The 23387-nt window shown below is 55.3% G+C and carries 16 protein-coding genes; 13 read left to right on the top strand and 3 right to left on the bottom strand.

What is annotated here, in order from left to right; all coding sequences use genetic code 11:
- Nucleotide 1 precedes the first annotated feature (1 nt).
- Complete coding sequence (locus ACYVBJ_RS02840; protein ID WP_460980790.1) at nucleotides 2–2644, top strand: DEAD/DEAH box helicase; 2643 nt, start codon at nucleotides 2–4, stop codon at nucleotides 2642–2644.
- Between the two features lie 253 nt (nucleotides 2645–2897).
- Here ACYVBJ_RS02840 and ACYVBJ_RS02835 read toward each other — a convergent pair whose 3' ends face one another.
- The gene (locus ACYVBJ_RS02835) at nucleotides 2898–4289 is read right to left on the bottom strand and encodes a Gfo/Idh/MocA family protein (protein ID WP_460980789.1); all 1392 of its coding nucleotides are present in this window, start codon (nucleotides 4287–4289) and stop codon (nucleotides 2898–2900) included.
- A gap of 68 nt (nucleotides 4290–4357) precedes the next feature.
- Between ACYVBJ_RS02835 and ACYVBJ_RS02830 the strand changes: the two genes are divergently transcribed.
- The 12 genes from ACYVBJ_RS02830 to ACYVBJ_RS02775 all read left to right on the top strand — a co-directional run bounded on the left by ACYVBJ_RS02830 (nucleotide 4358) and on the right by ACYVBJ_RS02775 (nucleotide 21025).
- On the top strand, nucleotides 4358–5023 hold the full coding sequence (locus ACYVBJ_RS02830; RefSeq protein ID WP_460980788.1) for a DUF3267 domain-containing protein: 666 nt from the start codon (nucleotides 4358–4360) through the stop codon (nucleotides 5021–5023).
- Nucleotides 5024–5237: 214 nt separating this feature from the next.
- Nucleotides 5238–5465: a hypothetical protein gene (locus ACYVBJ_RS02825; RefSeq protein ID WP_460980787.1), complete on the top strand. Its 228-nt coding sequence runs from the start codon at nucleotides 5238–5240 to the stop codon at nucleotides 5463–5465.
- Nucleotides 5466–5630: 165 nt separating this feature from the next.
- A complete protein-coding gene (locus ACYVBJ_RS02820; protein WP_460980786.1) occupies nucleotides 5631–7154 on the top strand; it encodes a sulfatase family protein in 1524 nt (507 codons plus the stop codon).
- 21 nt (nucleotides 7155–7175) lie between these two features.
- The gene (locus ACYVBJ_RS02815) at nucleotides 7176–8180 is read left to right on the top strand and encodes a formylglycine-generating enzyme family protein (protein WP_460980785.1); all 1005 of its coding nucleotides are present in this window, start codon (nucleotides 7176–7178) and stop codon (nucleotides 8178–8180) included.
- 99 nt (nucleotides 8181–8279) lie between these two features.
- Nucleotides 8280–8957, top strand: coding sequence for a hypothetical protein (locus ACYVBJ_RS02810; RefSeq protein ID WP_460980784.1), 678 nt, complete (start codon nucleotides 8280–8282; stop codon nucleotides 8955–8957).
- Nucleotides 8958–9045: 88 nt separating this feature from the next.
- A complete protein-coding gene (locus tag ACYVBJ_RS02805; protein ID WP_460980783.1) occupies nucleotides 9046–11820 on the top strand; it encodes a TonB-dependent receptor in 2775 nt (924 codons plus the stop codon).
- A 59-nt stretch (nucleotides 11821–11879) separates the two neighbouring features.
- Entirely contained in the window at nucleotides 11880–13043 is a 1164-nt protein-coding gene (locus tag ACYVBJ_RS02800) for a DUF4249 domain-containing protein (protein ID WP_460980782.1), read from the top strand.
- 20 nt (nucleotides 13044–13063) lie between these two features.
- Entirely contained in the window at nucleotides 13064–15481 is a 2418-nt protein-coding gene (locus ACYVBJ_RS02795) for a hypothetical protein (protein ID WP_460980781.1), read from the top strand.
- A gap of 158 nt (nucleotides 15482–15639) precedes the next feature.
- The gene (locus tag ACYVBJ_RS02790; RefSeq protein ID WP_460980780.1) at nucleotides 15640–16023 is read left to right on the top strand and encodes a hypothetical protein; all 384 of its coding nucleotides are present in this window, start codon (nucleotides 15640–15642) and stop codon (nucleotides 16021–16023) included.
- A gap of 187 nt (nucleotides 16024–16210) precedes the next feature.
- Nucleotides 16211–18505, top strand: a complete 2295-nt coding sequence (locus ACYVBJ_RS02785; RefSeq protein WP_460980779.1) for an efflux RND transporter permease subunit — start codon at nucleotides 16211–16213, stop codon at nucleotides 18503–18505.
- Between the two features lie 24 nt (nucleotides 18506–18529).
- Nucleotides 18530–19420: a YitT family protein gene (locus tag ACYVBJ_RS02780; protein ID WP_460980778.1), complete on the top strand. Its 891-nt coding sequence runs from the start codon at nucleotides 18530–18532 to the stop codon at nucleotides 19418–19420.
- 171 nt (nucleotides 19421–19591) lie between these two features.
- On the top strand, nucleotides 19592–21025 hold the full coding sequence (locus ACYVBJ_RS02775; RefSeq protein WP_460980777.1) for a cation:proton antiporter: 1434 nt from the start codon (nucleotides 19592–19594) through the stop codon (nucleotides 21023–21025).
- Nucleotides 21026–21109: 84 nt separating this feature from the next.
- Here the strand turns inward: ACYVBJ_RS02775 and ACYVBJ_RS02770 are convergent, their stop codons facing one another.
- Nucleotides 21110–21493: a DUF779 domain-containing protein gene (locus ACYVBJ_RS02770; protein WP_460980776.1), complete on the bottom strand. Its 384-nt coding sequence runs from the start codon at nucleotides 21491–21493 to the stop codon at nucleotides 21110–21112.
- 114 nt (nucleotides 21494–21607) lie between these two features.
- Nucleotides 21608–23134, bottom strand: coding sequence for an aldehyde dehydrogenase family protein (locus tag ACYVBJ_RS02765; protein WP_460980775.1), 1527 nt, complete (start codon nucleotides 23132–23134; stop codon nucleotides 21608–21610).
- Between the last annotated feature and the right edge of the window lie 253 nt (nucleotides 23135–23387).

The raw sequence follows: 23387 nt of genomic DNA, 5'->3' as shown, positions 1-23387 counted from the left end.
CATGGAACTCAAACCCTACCAGGCGGGCGTGTTGACCGACCTCGACCGCTACCTGCACTATACCCAGCAACACCAGAACTACGCCGAAGCCTATAATCTGTTCTGGCAGGACGAAGTAGGCGAATATGACCCGCTCGACGGCAAAGGCATGCGGCCGTACCAGAACAACGTACCGGGTACGCCCCATGTCTGCGTGAAGGTGCCCACGGCGGGCGGCAAAACCTTCATCGCCCTGAACGCCCTACGTACCGTGTTCGACGCCTACGCCAGCGATCGCCCTAAGGCCGTGGTCTGGCTGGTACCCTGGAGCAACCTGCTCGACCAGACCGTGCGGAACCTGTCGGACCCCGGCCACCCGTACCGGCGCAAACTCGACAGTCTGTTCAGTCACCGCGTCGCCATCTACCAGAAGAAAGACCTGCTGCAAGGCTCCAATTTCAATCCGTCGGTGGTGCGCGAGCAACTGAGCGTGTTTGTGCTGAGCTTCGGCAGCTTACGCGCCACCAAGAAAGAAGACCGCAAGATTTTCGAGGAAAACGGCGCGCTGGCCTTATTTGCCCGGCAGTACGGCGGCACCGATCACGTTTTGCCCGATACCGACGAAACGGCGCTCATCAACGTCATTCGCAGCCTGACGCCCGTAGTTGTCGTCGACGAAAGCCACAACGCCGAAAGTGACCTGAGCGTGGAGATGCTCCGCAACCTGAACCCGTCGTTCATTCTGGACCTGACCGCTACGCCCAAGAAAAACGCCAACATCATCAGCTTCGTCCCGGCCATTGAGCTCAAGAAAGAGCACATGGTGAAGCTGCCGGTCATTGCCTATAACCACAAGGACAAGTCGCAGGTGGTGGAAAGCGCCCTGAACCTGCAACGGCAACTGGAACTCCTGGCCAAGGCAGAGCAAAAGGCTGGTGGGCGGTACATTCGTCCGATTGTGCTGTTCCAGGCCCAGCCTAAAATTGGCGAAGAAAATACTACGTTCCAGAAGCTGAAAGCGCAGTTGCTGGGCCTGAATATTCCAGAGTCGCACATAAAAATTAAGACCGCTACGATCAACGAACTCAACGGCGTAGACCTGATGAGCCCGGCCTGCGAGGTGCGGTACATCATTACCGTCAATGCTCTGAAAGAAGGCTGGGACTGTCCGTTCGCCTACATACTGGCGTCGCTGGCCGACCGGTCGTCGGCGGTAGATGTCGAGCAGATTCTGGGGCGGGTGCTGCGGCAACCGTACGTCATGCGGCACAAAAGCGATCTGCTGAACGTATCGTACGTGTTGACCGCATCGGCGAAATTCAGCGATACGTTGCAAAACATCATTCGCGGACTGGAATCAGCCGGATTCAGCCGCAACGACTACCGTGCCGAAGATCCGCAGGCCACCGCCGAAGCGCCTAAGCCTAAAGAACAGGTACTATCGGGTTTTCTCTTTCCGGAAGAGCAACCGGCTGTTGTGGCCGAGCCGGCCGATGAGATTCGACCGGAGCAGATTCAGTTCAATCCTGACGAAGCCGTTGTGCCCGTTATCACTACAACAATAGAAACGATCACGCAGCTCGCCAGCGAGAAGAACCAGGCGTTCACCGAGCAGATCACAAAGCAAACCGACACCGCAGACACGCCAATAGTTCAGGAGATGGGGGATAAGGTCAGGCAGTATAAGCTTAAAGACGACTTTGTTACGTTGGCCGGGCAACTGCGTCTGCCGCAGTTTTATCTGGACGTACCCAACCTTGGTATCTTTGGCGAAGGCAAAAAAAGGCCGCTAAATCAGGAGGCTTTGCTGGGCGGTTTCAAGCTCTCGGAAGAAGACATCAAGATCAACTGGGACGAGGTTGACAGCGAATTATACAAGATCGACCTGGAACGGACGCAGGGCAACCAGTACCGGCCGGTGTACCTGCAAATCGACAACATAGCCGTACGCGACGTGTTTGTCGATTACATTCTGGCCAAACCCAAAGCCGGACAGATTAAAGACCTGGCGCACCGGATGCTGCAACTGATCGGCGATATGTACCCGATTCCTGACCCGCAGATCAAGCTGTACCTCGAACGTATTTTCGCTACGTTCGACAGCGAGCGGATTAAAGACCTGCTGGCGCGGGAATACAGCTATAAAGACAAGATCAGAAAAAAGATTCAGGCCCTGGCCGACCGATACGCCGAAGAACAGTTCAGGGAACTGCTGGACCTGGGCCGAATATCGGTTGAAGCAGGCTTCACGTTCAAAAAAACGATTGTGCCGGGTGTGTTGGGCAATCCCATCGGTAAATCACTCTACGAACGCGAAGGGCAGATGAACCAGTTTGAAGCCAGAATCATCGCCGACATCGCCAGCCTGCCGAACGTCGTGTTCTGGCACCGCAACCTGGGTCGTGGCAAAGGGTTCGCCATTAACGGCTTCAAATCGAACCACTACCCCGACTTTATCCTCTACACGAAAAGCGGCAAAATCATCCTGCTCGAAACCAAAGGCGACGATCGCGACAACTCCGACAGCGAAGCCAAAAACCGCCTGGGCCGCAAATGGGCCGACAAAGCCGGTAACCAGTTTCGCTATTTCATGGTATTCGACAGTCATCGGCTCGACGATACGTATACCGTGGCCGAGGTCAAAGAGCGAATCAAGCAGTTGTAACGTCAGGAAAGATCTGGTAGAATCACGTGATTTACGGATAAGCCTTTGCATCATAACCAGATCCTTTTTTGTCATCCCGACGTAGGAGGGATCTTCTCTAGCCGGGAGTTTTTAGCCTCACCCGAAGATCCCTCCTACGTCGGGTTGGCAAAAGACGTTCTTCGAGTTCGTAGAAAAAGCTATAATTCGCATTGTAAAAGGACACCGTGTGCTCCGGAAGCGGGCGGTCTAAACCGCCCGCTTCCGGAAGACCTTACTGCATTTCCGGCTCTGTACCCCGAAACGCGTCTTTCTTTGTGATGCTGGTCAGCTTCACTGGTCGACCGTCGCGGGCGGACTGGTAGATGGCTTCCATAATTTTATGGTCCTGTAAGCCTTCTTCCCCCGGCGTAAATGGTGTTTTGTTCTGCGAAACACATTCCGAAAAATGGTCGATTTCCGACGCGAACTGGTTTTTCTCCGAAATTTTTGGCTGCTCTTTATGCTCTACGTTGCCTTCCGCGTAGGAGAGTTGAGGTTGCAGGCCGCTGTAGGCAAAGGCCGGGTCCATGCCCATCCAGCCGCGCTCGGCCATCACGCGGTACCGACGGGTCTCGTGAACGCCGTAGTTGGTGCCACAGTTTGCAATGATCCCACTCGGAAAACGCATCTGCCAGCTCACCATTTCTTCGACTTCCTTAAAGCGCGGATCGCCCGGTGTGCTGTACTGGTAAGCAAACACCTCGTTGGGTTCTTCGCCCAGCAGATACCGCACCGTGTTTAGGCAGTACAGACCGATATCGGGTAATGCACCCCCGCCCGCCAGCGCTTTTACGTGCCGCCAGTGCTGCGGGTTGGCCGAGTTCTGCACGTTGAAGGCTTCGATGAACTTGGTGGTCCCGAACCGATTCGACTGAATCATGTCGCGGATCATGCGGTTGTTGGGCTCGTACTGAATCCGGTACGCTACCATCAGCTTCCGGTCGGCTTTGCGGCAGGCGTCGATCATGGCCTGGCACTCGGCTGCGGTATTGGCCATCGGTTTTTCGCACAGGATGTGCTTACCGGCCTGCGCCCCCCGAATGGTGTATTCGGCGTGCATACCGTTGGGCAGCACGATGTAGATGGCCTGCACCTCGGGATTGTCTTTCAGCCGGTCATACTGATCGTAGGTATAGCAGCCTGATTCTTTAACGCCGTATTGTTTGGCCACTTTCTGCATTTTCTCGCGGCTGCCGCTGACCAGCGCCACTATCTTCGATTTTTTGCACTCGCCAAAGGCGGGCAGCAGTTCGTCGAGCGTCAGATGGCCCAGGCCAACAATGGCGTAGCCAACGCGCTGGTCGGGGGGCGTAGGGGAGGGCGTCGGGCCTGATTCAACTTCGGTCTTTGCTTTCCACTCTTCCAGCTTGATGGGCTCATCTACTTTAGCGGGAATTTTGGCCGGGGGCGACTGCGCAGGCAGCTTCGGTACGTTGCCCGACGAGGATGCGTAGGTGCCTGAACTACCCACTGCATTCTGGCTTGTTTTGCAGGAAGCCGCCAGTCCACCGGCTACGCCTACGGCCAGGCTTCGCCCGGCGAGGGTCAAAAAATCCTTTCGTGATACGCCTGCTTCGGAGGGCTTGTCGAGCATCAGGTTAACTAGGTGATCAATCTGTTTCATAACGTTGTAGTTTTGCTGAAAACCCCAACAAGCGACGCTTTGTTGAGAAAACCAATCGACTCGCTTCTATGCGCCCAACCGTTCATGACCTTCACCACTCCGGCCGTTACGTCCTGATTGAGTCGTTCGGTATTGATGAGATGAATCAGTTCATTTTGCGGGAATTAGGTATGACGCCCCCGTCGGCCGAAAAGCCCCGTCAGCGCGGGTTGAAAACCTGGCTCTTTATCCTGGTGATGCTCGTGGCCGGTGGACTGGTTGGGTACGCTGGTTCTTCGCTGATGATCAGCCAGGCCAGGCAGGGCGGTGGCTTGTCGATCGTGTGGCAACTCGGCGCGGGGGTAGTGGGGTTGTTCGTGCTGCTGCCTATTCACGAGTTCATTCATGGACTGGCGTTCAAATCCATCGGCGCACCGCACGTTGGCTACGGCTACTCCCTGAAAAGCCTGATGGTTTACGCCTATAGCCAATTGTTTCCGGCCACTATGCGCGAAGTGGCGTTTGTGGCGATTATGCCGTTTCTGGTCATTACGCTTGGATTGATAACGGGGATGGCCGTCTGGCCCGCCTACACGCTGTTCTGGATTGTGCTGATGCTGGTGCATACGAGCGCCTGCTTCGGCGATTTTGCTTTAATCCGGTATTACCTGAAAAACCGCGACCGCGTCATCTACACCTACGACGACGTAGAAACTGAACGCCGGTCTTACTTCTTTACGCCGGTGACAGCCTGAGTAGAGGTCCGGATCGTCGACGCTGTTTTTGCGGGCCGGGCGGCATTCGGTGCAGGTTGAGGAAACGGGTTGTACAGCTCAGTCGTTAAAAATGACAACTCATGACTTCCTTATTGGCTGGAATCGGCCCGCTGCGCATTTTTGACGGGGTAAACAGCACCTACAATGATTCATACGTTCAGCCAACGTTCAAATTAAGGAGTACACTCGGTTTATGGCCACCAAAGGCGAAGAAGCCCGGCATCAGCACGGCTGTCAGCGTGCGCAGGTGTATACCACCGCCGGTTCCCGCGCACTGGTTGTACTTTTCGACTGGTCGTTGCGTCAGGATTTCGACGGGATTTTAACGAGCCGGTCCGTCAGGGAAACGATGAACGCAAGTGGCACGATGGGCCCACCGACGTTTACGTTTTTAGATAAGGTAGGCGAATTGCCCGGCTGATTGACGAGTTGATGGCGTAATTTTGCTGGTCGTCTTACTGGCCCTGTCCGCCATTTGATACGTGACACAACTGAACACGCTGTTCAAGGGTCCTGTCGGTAGTTTTTAAACAGTAGGAACAGCGCTAGTTCATACTTACATGAGTAAAACCAGGCGATGATCAAGATGAAAGTATGGCTTTTTTGGGTGGCCGTAGTTGCGGCTGTAGTCATCGGTGGGCTTAGCGCGTTTCGACCCGCTCCGCAGGGCCCCAGGAATATTATTTTTATTCTGGCCGATGACCACCGCTACGATTTCATGGGCTTCACGGGCAAGGTAGCGGGGCTACAAACGCCTAACCTCGACCGGCTGGCGCGCGAAGGTGCCCATGTACAGAACGCGTTCGTATCCACGGCGCTTTGTTCACCCAGCCGGGCCAGTATTCTTACCGGTCAGTACGCGCATACGCACAAAGTCGTGGATAACTTCGCGCCCTTGAGCAAGGGGCTGATGTTCTTTCCGCAGTATTTGCAGAAAGCTGGTTATCAGACGGCATTCCTGGGTAAATGGCACATGGGAAACACCGACGACCGACCGCAGCCGGGCTTTAATTACTGGCTCAGTTTTCAGGGGCAGGGCGTCTATTACAACCCCACATTCAACATCAATGGCAAGCGCGTTCCGCACGGCGACAGCAGCTACACCACTACGCTGCTGACCGATTACGCCCTGAACTGGCTGAACAACGGCCGCGACAAAAAGAAGCCGTTTATGCTGTATCTGTCGCACAAGGCGGTCCATTCCGAGTTTCAACCGGCCCGTCAGCACCGGGGACGTTACGCCAGCATGCCCATCAACTACCCGGCTTCCATGTACCTGACGGCTACCGACAGCAGCAAACGGTGGGGACCCGATCCGCTGGCCAGTCCGGAAACTGGACCCGGCAAGGTGAACATGCGGGATATGCCCAACTGGGTGAAAAAGCAACGTTACAGCTGGCACGGGGTCGATTACATGTACCACGGCCAGATTGGCTTTAATGACTTTTACCACCAGTATGCGGAAACCCTGCTGGGCGTTGACGACAGCGTAGGGCGGGTGCTGAAATGGCTGGAGGATAACGGGTTGAGTGAGAATACGATGGTTGTGTATATGGGCGATAACGGCTTTAGCTTCGGCGAACGGGGCCTGATCGACAAGCGCCACATGTACGAAGAGTCGATGCGGGTGCCCATGCTCGTTCGGTGTCCGGCGGTCGTTAAGCCCGGTACCAAGGTTACGTCGGTCATTCAGAATGTCGATATTGCTCCCACCTTCATGGCGTATGCCGGTTTGCCGACGCCCGCCAACATGCAGGGGGCTTCGTTCCTGCCTATTTTGCAGGGGAAATCAATACCGTGGAAGAACCGGGCGTTTTATGAATATTACTGGGAAACCGATTTTCCGCAGACACCGACTATGTTTGGCGTTCGGACGGATCGGTACAAGTATATTTTTAACTACGGTGTCTGGGATGCCAACGAGCTTTATGATTTGCAGGCCGACCCGCAGGAGGTCAATAACCTGATCCGCAGTCCTGAACATCAGCAGGTGGCCGGGCAACTGCGCGATCAGGTGTTCGACTGGCTCGAAACAACGGGAGGGATGCAGATTCCGCTGCATCGCATTCGCCAGAAACGGTCAGATCACATCTATAAAGGAACGTACTAACGATAAAGCCAGCGTATGGCTATGGAAAGGCGAATAAAGAGACGCATACGTATCGGGAAGATGAGCGGGTTTGGTATGCTGCTGCTGGCCGGTGCCTGCCAATCGAAGCCGGATTCGTACGCGTTCACGGAGAACGTAACGGTTTACGCGCCGACGGACCAGCGCCCAACGGTCGAGAAAGCAGCGGATGTTGCCGTACGTCCGCCCGCGGGCATGGTATACGTACCGGGTGGGCTGACCCAGATTGGGGCGCTGGATGGCATGCAGCACGAGAAACCCGTTTTCTGGGTGTCTGTGAAGCCGTTCTTTATGGACGAGCATCCGGTTACAGTTGCCGAATTTCGCCGGTTCGTCGATGCTACGTCCTACAGGACGGAAGCCGAACAACTAGGCGATGCCGGGGTGCTGGACGAAACGACGCAGGAGTGGACACTCGTGAAAGGCGCTGTCTGGCAGTATCCGCAGGGGCCCGGCAAGCCCAAAGCACCCGACGACCATCCCGTTACGCAGGTATCCTGGAACGATGCTCGTCAGTATGCCAACTGGGCGGGTAAACGCCTGCCCTACGAGTTTGAGTGGGAACATGCCGCCCGGAACGCCGTGAACAGCCGGACGCTGTACCCATTCGGTAACGACTTACAGACGGCTAGCGGTACATTCCTGGCGAACACCTGGAACGGTACGTTCCCGCAGCAGGATGCCGTGCTCGACGGATTTCATTATACATCGCCCGTTGGGTATTTTGGCAAAACTCCACTCGGCCTGACCGACATGACCGGTAATGTGTGGGAGTGGTGCGAAGACTGGCGGCAGACGTACGCTGAGGTGCTGGCGAACCAGAAACCGCAGTCGCCCACCGAAAAGGTTCAGCGGGGCGGTTCGTTTCTGTGCGAGCCGGGCTGGTGTCACGGCTACCGCGTGTCGGGTCGGTCGTTTACCTCGCCCGAAACGGCGCTGATGCACGTCGGGTTTCGATGCGTCCGCGACATACCCGCCCCGGTGAAGGGCGATTTAACCCGACGTTGATTTAAGTGTGCTTATTGTTTGATTATGACTTCTCAACAACGACACCGACAGACAGGCCCTCTGTGCCTTGCTCTGATGCTGATTGTTTGCGGCTTCGGTATGACTACTGCGCTGGGGCAGACGGCCCGCGCCGACACCGGTTTTGTGACGGCAGCCATCCGAAACGCCACGGCGCGTTACGAAACGCTAAACCAGAATAAAGACCGGCTGTATACGGGTATCGAATACGTCGGCTATGATTACCGGCTGGACGGGAATCCGTTCTGGACATCCGACAACTGGAAAGTCGGGTCGGTCGCCTACAATGGCGCTACGTTCGATTCGATTCCGATGCTGTACGATATTGTGCGGGACGTCGTGGTGATCGAGCACCCGATCGGATACCGCATGACGTTACGCAGCGATAAACTGACGTCGTTTTCGTTGTTTAATCACGCCTTTATCCGGTTTGCCGACAGCACCAGCCGCGGTTTTCGGCGCGGTTTCTACGATCTGCTTTACGATGGCCCTACGCAGTTGCTGGCGAAACGAATGAAAAGCGTAGTGATCGAGCCGACGCGCCAAAATTACGGCCGGTTCGACGAAAAAACGGTTTACTACCTTCGCAAAGAAGGCCAGTATTTACCCGTTAAAACGAAACGCTCTCTGTACAGCGTCCTGGGTGATCGCAAGAAGGAGCTGACTACGTATGCCCGAAAACAGAAAATTCGCTTCAAGGAAGACCCCGAAGCGGCCATCACCAGACTAACGCAGTATTACGATCAGATCAGGCGGTGAACAGGGGCCTGTTACCGATCCGTTTTAACTTTTCAGTTGCCAGTTGAGGCTGCACGTATGGAATCGTGATAGCCGATTAAAGTCGATTATGAGAAACGTTTACCGATTAGTTATTCTTGTCGCTCTCATTGGGTTACGTACTGTGCCGCCCGCCCTGGCGCAGTCGGATCGGAACGCGGCCATCAGTGGGCAGTTCATGGACATTCCCTTTAGTCAGTTCGTGAGTGAGCTGGAAGGGCGCACCGATTACCGATTTTTCTACAGCCCGAACGAGGTGGATAGCCTGCGCGTACGGCTTCAGGTGACCAATCGCCCCCTGCCTTATATCCTCAGCCGCGTTTTCGACGGTACGCCCTTCCGGTTTGGTATCGATGCGCAGAAACGGGTGTTTATTACCATCGACCAGGCGATCCGGACGGAGTTGCCGATTGGTTTTTTTGAACGGGGCGCAACGGGCACGGATAGCGATACGGTCGGTATTGCGTATGGGCCGGGCAAAGAAAAAGCCCGCGCGTCGCTGGAAACGAAGCTGTTCGAGATTGGGTCGCGGAGCAGCGCCGGGAAAACTGGTAACGCTACGTTGGCCGGTCACGTACGAAACGGAGGCACCGGAGAGCCTGTTCCGGGCGTTGCGGTGCTGATCGAGCAGCCGCGCGTTGGGGTCTTAACGGACCAGTACGGGTATTTTTCGATGGCGATACCCCGCGGGCGGCATGAACTGCGCATCCGGAGCATCGGCCTGAAAGACACCAAACGGCAGATTCTGGTCTACGGCGATGGCAAGCTCGACATTGAAATGGAAGAAGAGGTGATTCCCCTGAAAGAGGTTGTCGTTGATGCGAAAAAGAATGTCAACGTAGCGGGCCTGCAAATGGGCGCCGACCGGTTAGACATCAAAACGATCAGGCAGGTGCCGACGGTGCTTGGCGAAGCTGATCTGATCCGGGTCGTGCTTACGCTGCCGGGTGTAAAGTCGGTGGGAGAGGGGACGGTCGGCTTTAACGTTCGGGGAGGCTCGGCGGGTCAGAATCTGGTGCTGTTCAACGACGCCGTTATTTACAATCCATCGCACCTGTTTGGCTTCTTTTCGGCCTTTAATCCCGATATTATTAAAACGGTTGACTTATACAAAAGCGCTATTCCGTCGCACTACGGCGGTCGGCTGTCGTCGGTGCTGGACGTAACGACGCGCGATGGCAACAAGAAAAAACTGGCGGGCTCGGGCGGAGTTGGGCCACTGACGGGTCGGCTTACGCTGGAAGGTCCGATCGTGAATGAGAAAACGTCGTTCCTGATCGGCGGCCGTACTACGTATTCCGACTGGTTATTGAAACAGTTGCCCAACGGGTCGTACAAAAACAGTGCGGCTTCGTTTTATGACGTAAATCTGCACCTGACGCATGATCTGAACGAAAAGAACAGTTTCTACCTGACGGGGTACCTGAGCCGCGATCGCTTTAAGCTCAACAGCGACAGCTTATATACGTACCTGAATCAGGTTGCCAACCTGAAGTGGAAGCACGTATTTGGCAACAAACTGTACGGCGTTTTTCAGGCGGGATTCAGCCGGTATAATTACCAGATAGCCAGCGAGAAAGAGCCGCTGGAAGCGTTTCAGTTCGGGTTCGATATTCAGCAGACGAATGCCAAAGCTGATTTCAACTACTACCCGCATTTCCGGCATGCCGTCGATTTTGGCATCAGCACCACGAAGTATAAACTTCAGTCGGGTAATTTACAGCCTACTGGTCCCGAGTCGCTGATTCGCCCGGACGTTGTGCCCGGCGAGCAGGGGCTGGAAAGTGCCATCTATATCGGCGACCGGTTCGATATTTCGCCCCGCCTATCGGTTAATCTGGGGCTGCGCTACTCCTTATTTAACAATCTGGGACCGAGTCAGGTCTTTACGTATGCGCCGGGTTTGTCGCGCACCGAACGGACTATTCAGGATACGGTGGCGTATGGGGCCGGGAGCGTGGTGAAGACGTACCACGGGCCCGAGTACCGGCTGGCCCTCCGCTATTCGCTGACGGACTACTCGTCGGTCAAAATAAGCTACAACCGGATGCGGCAGTACCTGCACATGCTGTCGAACACGGTGGCCGTTTCGCCACTGGACATCTGGAAACTGAGCGATTCGTACCTCAAACCGCAGATTGGCGATCAGTATTCGATCGGGTACTACCATAATTTGCGGGGAGGCTCCATTGAACTCTCGGCCGAAGGGTATTACCGCACCCTGGAAAATCAACTCGATTACAAAGGCGGGGCTACATTGCTCTTGAACCACCACCTCGAAACGGACATCGTCAACGCCGAAGGGGTAGCGTATGGGATTGAGGTGATGGCTAAAAAAATGACGGGTAAACTCAACGGCTGGGTGAGCTACACCTATTCGCGCTCGCTGTTGCGGACGCCCAATGTTCCAGCGTCGGACGTAGTGAACGCCGGTAATTTTTACCCCAGCAGCTACGATAAGCCGCATGACGTAACAATGGTTGGTAATTATAAAGTCAACCGGCGGTTCAGCATATCGCTCAACGTTACCTACAGCACCGGTCGGCCGATTACGCTGCCCCTGGCGAAGTACCAGCTGGGTGGGGCCGAGCGGGTTTATTACTCCGAGCGCAACCAGTACCGGATTCCTGATTATTACCGGGCTGACCTATCGCTCAACCTGGAAGGCAACCACAAGATCAAGAAGCTGGCGCATAGTTCATGGACGTTCGGTATCTATAACTTAACGGGTCGCCGGAATGCGTATTCGGTGTATTTTACCTCGTCGGGCGGTATTATTCGGGGCTACAAGCTGTCTATTTTCGGCCAGCCGATTCCAACGCTTACCTACAATTTCAGATTTTAAATCACAAAGGAAGTTTCAATCAGGCTTTCGGACATACAAGCCGTGCAAAGACAATGTTGATGAATTTTTCGTTTAAACAAATCCGGGAACAGGGGCGGTATTGGGCGTTCGGGCTGGCTCTGCTGGTCGTTGGCAGCTGCGTTGACCCGTATAAGCCCCAGGAGATTTCAGCCCCGAATCGGTATCTGGTGGTCGATGGTTTTCTGAACGGCGGTACCGGAGCCACAGTCATTAAACTGTCGCGGACGCAGAACATTCAGGATTTCAAGAAGCCGGCTCCGGAAACAAAAGCCACCGTGCGCGTGGAAGGAGAGGGGAGCGGTCCGTATGCCCTTACCGAAGGACCCAACGGAACCTATAGCCTCGAATCGCCCCAACTGACGGTTGGGCAAACGTACCGGGTACGGATCAAAACCGCCGACGGGCAGGAATACCTGTCGGATGCCGTAACCGTGAAGAAGACCCCAAAAATCGACAGCCTGTCGTGGTCAGTGCAGAATGACGGACTTCAGGTTTTTGTAAACACCCACGACGCAACCAACCGAACGCGGTATTACCGCTGGGAATACGAGGATACATACGAGATCCAAACCCCGTATCAATCGCCGTTTGAATTAGTCGATGATTCGATTGTGGCTCGTAAGGTGACGAACATCAATCGCTGCTGGCAAACGCAGCTATCGACCAACATTATAATCGGCTCCACGGCCCGGCTCACGCAGGATGTTTTGCAGCGATCGCCCATTCTGTTCATTCCGGGCAGCTCTCCCAAGCTCTGGATCAAATACAGTCTCATGGTGAGGCAGTACGCGCAGTCGCCCGAAGGGTACGCCTACTGGGAGAATTTGCAGAAGAATACCGAACAACTGGGATCGCTGTTCGATCCGCTGCCTTCTCAGGTAACGGGCAATCTGCACAACGTAGCGAACGCGGCCGAGCCGGTGCTGGGCTTCATCGATGGTTATTCGGTGGAGCAGGTACGTGTATTCATCGACCGACCGGCCGCGTTGCCCCGTTTCCTGATCAATACGGGTTACGAAACGTGTAAGCTGGATACTATACCGTTTCCCCTCGATCCAACCCCTTTAAAAGACTGGTTAGGGCCGAGTGGCGGGTATAATGCCGTCGAGCTACTAGCTCCGGGGGTATACCTGGCTGCGGCTGCTGGTTGTACAGATTGCCGGAACCGGGGAACGACGACGAAACCGTCGTTCTGGCCTTAAACGACCTGATACGTAATCTTATGAAGTTTATACATCCTCTTTATCGCGTTCTGCTGTCGGGCGCATTGCTGGCGGTTCATGCGTCGTCGGTCGGGGCGCAGGATCAGACGCTGACCCGGATTCGGCAGCAGGTCGATACGGACCGGAGCCAGACCTTGCAGGAGAAGCTGTTTGTGCATACCGATCGCTCATTCTACCTGACCGGCGAGACGATGTGGTTTCGGTTCTATTACGTAGATGGCGCGTTTCACCGTCCGCTCAACGTAAGTAAAGTCGCCTATCTGGAACTACTCGATAAGGATCAGAAGGCCGTATTACAAACCAAAGTAGCGCTCAGCGAGGGCAAGGGGGCGGGTTCGCTGCTGCTGCCCACGGCGCTTAGCTCGGGACAATACGTCTTGCGGGCCTATACACACTGGATGAAAGCGGTCAGTCCGGAGTTTCTGTTCGAAAAGGCCATTACCATCGTTAATCCGTTCCGAAAGCTCGGCCTGACGGTCCCCGCGGACTCACTGGCCTATGACGTACAATTTTTCCCCGAGGGCGGTAATATGGTGAACGGGCTACCCGCGAAAGTGGCCTTTAAAGTCGTTGATACTAAAAGCGGCCGGGGCGTCGACTGCCGGGGTGCCCTGGTGAGCCGAACCAACGATACGCTGGTTCGCTTTACGTCGCTCAAATTCGGCATGGGTCACTTTTCATTCACTCCCGTCGCCGGAACTCCCTACCGGGTAATCCTGAAGGATGGGCAGGGGCATACGGTAACGCGTAGTCTCCCCCAGATTTATGAGCAGGGGTACACCATGCAGGTCGGCGAAGCGAATGCCGATCAGCTGAACGTAACGATTCGGGCCAAACGACCGGCCGATGATACCTCCAGTCCAATCGTTTACCTGGTCGGGCACACGCGTCAGTCGGTGAACGTAGCGGAGATGCGGGTGCTGCAAAACAACGAAGCTCAGTTTCTGATCCCGAAACAGCGCCTGGGAGAGGGAATTTCGCACCTGACCGTGTTCTCCGGAGCCGCGCAGCCCGTCTGCGAACGACTGTATTTCAAACGCCCCCAGGCCAACCTGCTCATTCAGGCAACAGCCAATCAGCCGACCTACGGAACACGGGCACCGGTAACCCTTACGCTAAAGGCAAGTGACGCGGCCAATAAGCCGCAGGCCGCTGATCTGTCGGTGTCGGTGTACCGGATCGACTCGCTGCAACGTGGTGAAGGCGCTGGCGTAGCCGATTACCTGTGGCTGACATCCGATCTGAAAGGAACCATCGAGTCGCCAGACTATTACCTGACCCATACCGGTGCCGACGTCGATGTGGCCGTCGATAACCTGATGCTGACGCAGGGCTGGCGACGCTTTCGGTGGGAAACCGTACTGCAGGCCCGGCCGACGGACCGCAAAGCCGCGCCCGAATACGCCGGACACGTCGTGCAGGGGCGGGTGACGGATAGCCGTACCGGAAAACCCGCTGCGGATGTTGTGCTGTATTTGTCTGTTCCCGGCAAAGCCATTCAGTTATACAGTACCCGCACCGACGCTCAGGGAGTCGCCCGGTTCGAGGTCGATAATTTTTACGGGCCCAAAGACATCGTTATGCAGACCGAGCAGCCCGACAGCCTGTACCGAGTCGAAATCAGTAACCCCTATACCGAATCACCTGCTCTGACCCGACTACCCGTTTTTGACCTGGCTGAGTCCGTCGCCGAGCAGGTCGTTGCGCGGAGTCTGGCCATGCAGGTGCAGAACAGCTACCACAATCAGTACGCCGTTCAGTCCCGTATCAGCGCCGACAGTTCTGCGTTTTACGGTGTTCCTGACGAGCGCTACCGGCTGGATGCGTATACGCGGTTTACGGTTATGGAAGAGGTTCTGCGGGAATACGTAACGGCGGTTCAGCCCCGCCAGCGGGATCGGCACTTCTACCTGCGGGTGAGTAATCTGCCCTACCGGGAGTTCTTCGGCGAGGAGCCGCTCATCTTACTGGATGGTGTTCCCATTACCAATACCGATCGGCTGATGGCGTTCAGTCCGCTGAAGATTCAGACACTGGACGTAGTGGCCCGGCGGTATTTTCTGGGACCGTCGAAGCTATCGGGTATTGTGAGCTTCAGGACCTACAAAGGTGATCTGGCCGGATTCCAGCTGGATCCCCGCCAGGTGGTGCTGGAATACGAGGGTTTACAGGCGCAGCGAGAGTTTTACGCTCCCCAATATACCACTGCCAAACAGCGCGAAAGCCGCCTGCCCGATTTCCGGAATCTGCTGTACTGGAACCCTCAGGTAGCCACCACGCAGCAGGGGCAGACCGTCGTTACGTTCCCTACCGCCGATCAGGAGGGAACTTATTTGATCGTTGTGCATGGAATGACCACCGACGGGCGGGCAGCTACCGGTCAGCACCCGATTGTCGTCAGCAACGGGCTGAAATAAAACGGGTTGCGAAAGGTCGCGGATGTTAGTCCCGGTACGAACGACGCCGGTGGGGAGGCTGTGTCTGCTTCTGTCCGATAAATAGATTGCGCCGGGGGCGGGAACCCAGTTGGCTAAATTGCGCGTTCAGAAAAATAAGATGGACTTTGTTCTGAACTATGCAGAAGAAAAATACGGATATACGGCAATTTGTGAAATGGGTAGGCGGTCTGTTCATTGTCTGGCTATTCACCTCGTTGCTGTTCCGTCCGGAGACTTCTGCGGCTGAATCGGATACGCAAACGTTCATCAAGCCCGATACGCCAGCGCCGGAAACGGCTCCGCGCAACGTACCTGAACTGCGGGGCAATGTGCCGGTGGCGCTGATTAGTTCACACCTGAGCTTTTCGCCCAGCCCGTCGCCACTTTTTTTGCAGCGATGGGTCAGCGAGTTTCACCGGGCACCGGGTATTACCCTGATCGATCAGCCGCATCGGTCCTATTACTCGTCCTGTTTTCTGCGGCTTATTCTGGAGCATCAGATTACCATCAACGCCCCCTGACATATCCGATCCACTCGTCTCTATCGGTGCTCCTGCCAGCTTAACAGGTGGGTCGACTCCTCGTTTTTCCTCTTTTTAATCATTGGTTCGGGGCGGGCAGCCGCTGTTGATTGCTCAACGATACATATCGTTGAGCCAACTGGTCTGGTTCTGCAACTGAAACGAATTTAGCTTTATTCCTCTGTTTATGTGGTCCGCTGTTGTCCGTGCCATTCTTTCGTTCCGGCTGTTCTGGCTAACGTTTCTTGTCGTATTAACTGGGGTCATGGCGTATTTCGGTACCCGGCTGCAACTGTCATATCAACTGGCCAGGGTACTTCCTTTGTCGGATTCAACCCAGCAGCAATACGAGCGGTTTAAGCAGCGTTTCGGGGCCGATGGTACGTTGATGGTTGTAGGTTGGCAGAGTGAACGCTGGTTTGATCTGCCGGTGTATCAGGGCTGGTACCGGATGACTGAGCGAGTGGGAAAGCTGCCGGGCGTGAAGCAGGTGCTGTCGACGGCGCGCTTTTATAAACTGGAGAAGCGGGATACCGCCTGGTCACTTCAGCCCGTCGTCAGCCGAATGCCGCAGACGCAGGGCGACGTCGACAGTCTGAAAAAACAGGTACTCGCCCTGCCGTTCTACGAAGGGCTGCTGTACAACCCGGCCACGAAGTCAACTCTGCTGGCCATTACGTTCGACGAGCGGAAGCTAAACTCCCGGGACCGCATTGCGCTGGTCGCGACCATTCGGGAGTACGGTCGGGAGTTTGCCGAGAAAAATAAGATCACGCTGCACTATTCGGGCCTGCCTTCCATCCGGACGGAGGTCATGAAAAAAGTGTCCAGCGAGATGAAGCTGTTTATGGGGCTCGCTGCGGGCGTAACGGGCCTGATGGTCTGGCTCTTGTTCCGGTCGGGCCGGGTGGTCTGGCTGTCGCTGGTGGTGGTGGCCATGGGCGTGTGTATCGCACTCGGAACCTTGTCCCTGCTGGGCTACGAAATCACCTTGCTGACCGGACTGCTGCCGCCTTTGCTCATCGTTATCGGCGTGCCGAACTGCGTTTTTCTGGTGAACAAATACCACGAAGAGCTGGATCTGCACGGCGACAAACAGCGGGCGCTGGCGACCATGATCCGGCAGATTGGCCTGTCGGCGCTGCTGGCGAACGTAACGACGGCCATCGGCTTCGGCGTGTTCTATTTTACGAACAGCCGACTGCTGATGGAATTTGGCGTGGTGGCAGCTATCTGCGTGATGGCCGTGTACGTAATCTGTCTGGTTATGGTACCGATTCTGCTGAGCTACCTGCCCGTGCCGAAAACGACGCAGCGGCAAACCAGTCAGGAAGGGCGCTGGCGGGAGCTGCTGACCCGCATCGACGGGTGGGTACAGCACCGCCGGCCACTCATCTACGGCTCCATTGCCCTGATTACGTTGATCAGCACGCTGGGAACCCGCTTTATTCGGGTAGAAGGCTACGTAGTAGACGACCTGCCGAAGAACGATCCGGTGTATACAGACCTGCGGTTCATTGAGCAGCAGTTCAAAGGCGCATTGCCGCTGGAAGTGATGATTGACACGGGGCAGCCCAACGGAGTATTTGCCAATGCGGGTGGTGCGCTCTACAAGATTCGGGCGCTGGAGCGGATCATGGACGATTACCCCGAGTTCTCGAAGCCGAACTCGCTGGTCGACGCCATTCGGTTTGCCTACCAGACGTACCGGGGTGGCGACCCGCGTTATTACGTGTTGCCGCCCGCGATGGAGTTGAAAAAAATGGTGGGCGATACGCCACTGAGTGGTGGGCAGTCGTCCGTCGCAAAGTCGTTCTTAGATGCCGACCGGCGGATAACGCGGGTCAGCTACCAGATGGCTGACGTTGGCTCTATCCGGCTTCAGAACATCCTGGATCACCTGCGTCCCCGGCTCGACTCGCTCGTGGCCGGTACGCCCTACCGAATTCAGTTGACGGGCCATAGTCTGGTGTTTCTGCAGAGTAACGATTACCTGCTGGACAATCTGTACGAGAGTTTGCTGATTGCCATTCTGCTGATTGCGCTGGTCGGCATGGTGCTGTTCCGGTCGATTCCCATCATTCTGCTGTCGAAGCTGCCGTGTCTAATTCCGCTGGTGGTGACAGCCGGTATTATGGGCTACGCGGGTATTGCCTTCAAGCCATCTACGATCCTGATCTTCAGCATCGCGTTCGGGCTCGCGTCCGACGGCACCGTGTATTTTCTGACCAGCTATCGCCGACAGCTCCAGGCTGGTCTCGAACCAGTGGCTGCGATTTCGGGCGCTATCCACGAAACCGGCATTAGCCTGATCTACACCGCCCTGATCCTGGCGGGCGGGTTTGGCGTTTTTGCGGCTTCGAGTTTTGGCGGCACGGCTGCCCTGGGCGTACTGGTCGCGACGACCGTGCTGATGGCCTGTCTGACAAATCTGATTTTGTTACCGGCGCTTCTGCTAACGCTCAAGCGCTATCGTGTATAAAAGAACTAAACCATTATTAGCAATATGGTATCGACACAAGCAATTACCTCTACTAATGAGAATCACATTCGTTGGTTAAAAGACCTTGCATTTCTGTGCGCGGGTGTGCTCTGCGCGGGTATGGGGTTAAAAGGGTTTTTATTGCCCAACAACTTTCTCGATGGCGGGGCGATGGGTATATCGCTGCTCTTCGAACTGCTCACCGGTATGGAACTCGCCCTGCTGGTCATCATCGTGAATATGCCCTTTATCTGGATGGGCTACCGACAAATCTCGCCGGGCTTTGCCCTTCGTACGGTCGTAGCCATCGGCTTGCTGGCCCTCTGCCTGGTTGTGGTGCCGTATCCGTTGGTTACTAACGATAAGCTCTTGATTTCCGTGTTTGGCGGCTTCTTCCTGGGCGCTGGTATTGGGCTGGCTATTCGGGGCGGGGGCGTTCTCGACGGAACGGAGGTCCTGGCGATTTACGTCAGCCGCCGTACGGCCCTGACCGTCGGCGATGTCATTATGGTCATCAATGTCCTGGTGTTCGGAGCCGCAGCTTTGCTTACCAACATCGAAACGGCGCTGTACGCCATGCTGACGTACCTGGCGGCTTCAAAAACCATTGACTTCCTTATTCACGGGATTGAGGAATACACCGCCGTCATCATCGTTTCGGACCAGCACGAAGCTATTCGTCAGATGGTGACCGAAGAGATGGGGCGTGGTGTTACGGTGCTTAAGGGTGAAAAAGGGTATGGTAAGCGCGGGCACCGGCAAAATGACACCAATATTTTGTATGCGGTGGTTACCCGACTTGAGCTAACCCGCCTGAAAGATCGGATTTCCCATATTGACGACCAGGCGTTTATTGTCAATCACAGCATCGATGATGCAAAAGGCGGTATGGTAAAAGGTCGGCCTCTGCACTAAACCGGCGTAAATCCCGACAAACGTAGTGAGAGCAGCAGGAGCTTCCTGCCCAGCCTACGCAGGGAGTGAAGCAGACCCGCCAATCATTGGCGGGTCTGCTCCTGTCTGGGTATAACCGGTTGAACCGCTGACAGACCGGTAACTTTTACTACGTTAGGTGAAGCAACTGAGTTGCTACTCAGCTTAGTGATTACGTCGTTAAGCGGAACCATAGCACTGCTTTACGGGGCTGATGACTGCGCTGGTACGTATTACCTGTACGCTGTAGTTCAGCCTGGGTTAAGACAAGTAAGCGCAGTCGGGAGGGGAATTTCGCTGGCGTTCAAATCAGGAAAACGGGCTCACTACGGGTTAGCCGAAACCGATACGATGATTTCATACAATATATTGCTGGTTGTGCTGGGCGTGGCCATTCTGGCGGTTGCCTGGTTACCTTCGCTGCTTAAAGATCACCCGCTTTCGTATTCAATGGTGGTAGTCGCGCTGGGGCTGATGATATACGCCTTTCCGCTGCCGCTGCCGACCCCCGATCCAATCCAGCACAAAACGATCACGACGCATTTAAGTGAGTTATGCGTCATTATCGCGCTAACGGGTACGGGACTCAAGATCGACCGGCGCTTTTCGATCCGGCGGTGGCGAATCCCGATCCGGCTGGTGCTGTTTACCATGATTCTTACCATTGGCGGTATGGTGCTGGCGAGCTGGTGTGGACTGGGCCTGCATCCGGCGTCAGCGTTGCTGCTAGCGGCCGCCCTGGCACCTACTGATCCTGTACTGGCGAGTGATGTGCAGGTAGGCGACCCTGGAGAAGGGCAGGAAGACAACGTTCGCTTTGCCCTGACGGGTGAAGCGGGGCTCAATGACGGGCTGGCTTTTCCGTTTGTGTATGCCGCCCTGGCCCTGCTGCCTTCGGCTACGCCGTTGAGTACGCGGCTGTTCGACTGGCTGACGATGGATGTTGTTTATCGGGTAGCTGTTGGGCTGGGGGCGGGCTGGTTGTCGGGGAAACTGCTGGCGCTGTTGATCTTTAGATTACCACGGCGCATCAGCATCAAAACGTCAGCGTACGGGTTCGTAGTGATGGCCGTTACGCTGACGACCTACGGACTTACCGAACTGATTGAAGGCTACGGTTTTCTGGCTGTTTTTATCGCGTCCATTACGTTGCGCAGTTACGAACGTAGCCACGAGTACCACCGGCAGATGCATGATTTTTCGGACCAGATCGAGCGGATCTTTATCGTGATTCTGCTGCTGTTGTTCGGCGGAGCTATCGGACAGGGGCTACTGGCTCCGCTGACGTGGTCTGACGTAGCAGTAGGGCTGGCGCTATTGCTGATTATTCGTCCTGCAGCGGGGATGTTAACCCTGATTGGAACCCGAACGGCCAACAGCGAACGCTGGGTAATTTCCGTCTTCGGTATCCGGGGTATCGGTTCGTTTTTTTACCTGTCGTACGGACTGGAGAAAGGGAATTTTCCCGATGCGGAACGACTATGGGCGATCCTGGGGTTTGTGGTACTGGTTTCGATTATTTTTCACGGCATTCTGGCAACGCCCGTTATGAACTGGCTCGACCGCCGTCACCGGCGAATCGGTTGAACATAAGTTGATCTCCTATAATTTGTCATCCCTCCTTTGGTCGGGATGACAAAAGTCGTTTTTAATCTTAGCTATAAATTCTTGCTATTGGCCGCTTCGAATGGGCGTTAGCTGCTGATATTCCTCCTCGGTAAACAAACGGGAGCGGATCAGGAAACGAATCCCCATCGGAATTTCCAGCGAGAAGCTGGCACCCCGGCCGGGCGTAACGTCGATCGTTAGATGGGTATGTTTCCAGTACGTAAACTGATCCTCTGACATCCAGAAATCACAGTCCTCGATCTGACCCAGCCATACGTCGCTGGCGCCAACGATGAAATCGCCTTTGGCAAAGCACATGGGCGACGAGCCATCGCAGCAGCCCCCGCTCTGGTGGAACATCAGCGGCCCGTGCTGGTCGCGTAGCCTGCGGATAACGTCGATGGCGGCCGGAGTGGCATCAACGCGGGAAACGGTTTGATAGGTCATAACGAATCAGTAGGCAAATGAAGGAGGGAATGAGCGAAAGGGTGATTGAGTGAAGAATACAGTTGCGTTCAATATGCACACCCTCGTTCACCCAGTCGCTCATTCCCTCCTTCGTTAAAAGAAACCCAGTTTGCTTTTGCTGTAGGAGATCAGCAGGTTTTTCGTCTGACGATAGTGGTTGAGCATCATGTGGTGGTTCTCCCGACCGAAGCCCGACTTCTTGTAGCCGCCGAAGGGTGCGTGAGCCGGGTACTGGTGGTAACAGTTGACCCACACGCGACCCGCCTGAATCTGACGCGGAATCTGGTACAGTTCATGGGCATCGCGCGACCAGAAGCCAGCGCCGAGGCCGTATAACGTATCATTGGCGATTTCCAGCGCTTCGTTCGCGTCTTTAAAGGTCGTTACTGAAACAACCGGGCCAAAAATCTCTTCCTGGAACACCCGCATCTTGTTGTTGCCTTTAAAAATGGTTGGTTTGATGTAATAGCCGGTTTCCAGCCCATTGCCAACCAGTCCGGCCGGGCCGCCACCGGTGAGCACTTCGGCCCCTTCCTGCTTGCCAATGTCGATATACGACAGAATTTTCTCGTACTGGTCGTTGCTGGCCTGGGCCCCCATCATCGTGTCAGGGTCCAGCGGGTGGCCCAGCTTAATGGCTTCGGTACGCTGAATAACCCGTTCCATGAATCGGTCGTACATCCGTTCGTGCACCAGCATCCGCGACGGACAGGTACACACTTCGCCCTGGTTGAGGGCAAACATGACCGCACCTTCCACGCACTTATCGAAAAACTCGTCGTCGGCATCCGCCACCGAATCCATGAAGATATTGGGTGACTTGCCGCCGAGTTCCATCGTCACCGGAATCAGGTTTTCGGAGGCATACTGCATGATCAGGCGACCCGTGGTCGTTTCACCCGTAAACGCTACTTTCGCTACCCGTTTGGACTGAGCCAGGGGTTTTCCCGCTTCGGGTCCGAATCCATTGACGATATTGATCACGCCCGGCGGAATCAGCCCTTCGAGCAGTTCCATCAGCACCAGAATCGACGTGGGCGTCTGCTCAGCGGGTTTCATCACCACGCAGCAACCGGCCGCCAGCGCCGGAGCCAGCTTCCAGGTCGCCATCAGCAGCGGGAAATTCCAGGGAATAATCTGCCCGACAACCCCGACTGGCTCCTTGATAATCATGGAAACGGTGTCGGCGTCCAGTTCCGAAACAGCCCCTTCTTCGGCGCGGATCACACCGGCAAAGTAGCGAAAATGATCGACGCAGAGGGGAAGGTCAGCGGCCATCGTTTCCCGGACCGCCTTGCCATTTTCAACCGTTTCGACACGGGCCAGAAACTCCAGATTCTGCTCGATCCGGTCGGCAATTTTCAGGAGCATATTACTCCGTTCGGTAGCCGATGTACGCGACCAGCTCGCAAACGCTTTGTGCGCTGCATCCAGCGCCAACTCTATATCAGCCGCTTTGGAGCGGGGCACACGGGCAATCAGGCTGTCATCAACCGGTGACGTATTGTTGAAATATTCGCCATCGACGGGGGCGACCCACTTACCGCCAATGTAGTTTTCATACTGGGTTTTAAACTGCGGCCGGGGCAAAATTTTGCTGGGTGCTTCCAAGACTTCCATGTGACAGTAATTACGTTAGGAATTAGATTTGTCACAAAGTTTGCCTGAATCGTTCAATAAAGAGTTGAGCAATTGTATCGGCTGATTACACAATCCTATCAAAATTGCCCGGTTCCAACCAGGCTAATGATCGCGTCAGTACTTTTATAAAACCAACATTTTTTATAACATTACAAATAAGTCACTCGTTGAAATTGTATAGTTTGCCGTTTCTGATCTGTTCATTTTAACAGAATTGACAGATGGCCCCCAT

The sequence above is a fragment of the Spirosoma fluminis genome, assembly GCF_054778895.1.
Note: the sequence above shows the minus strand (reverse complement) of the source record. Positions and strands in the feature narration are given on the sequence as shown.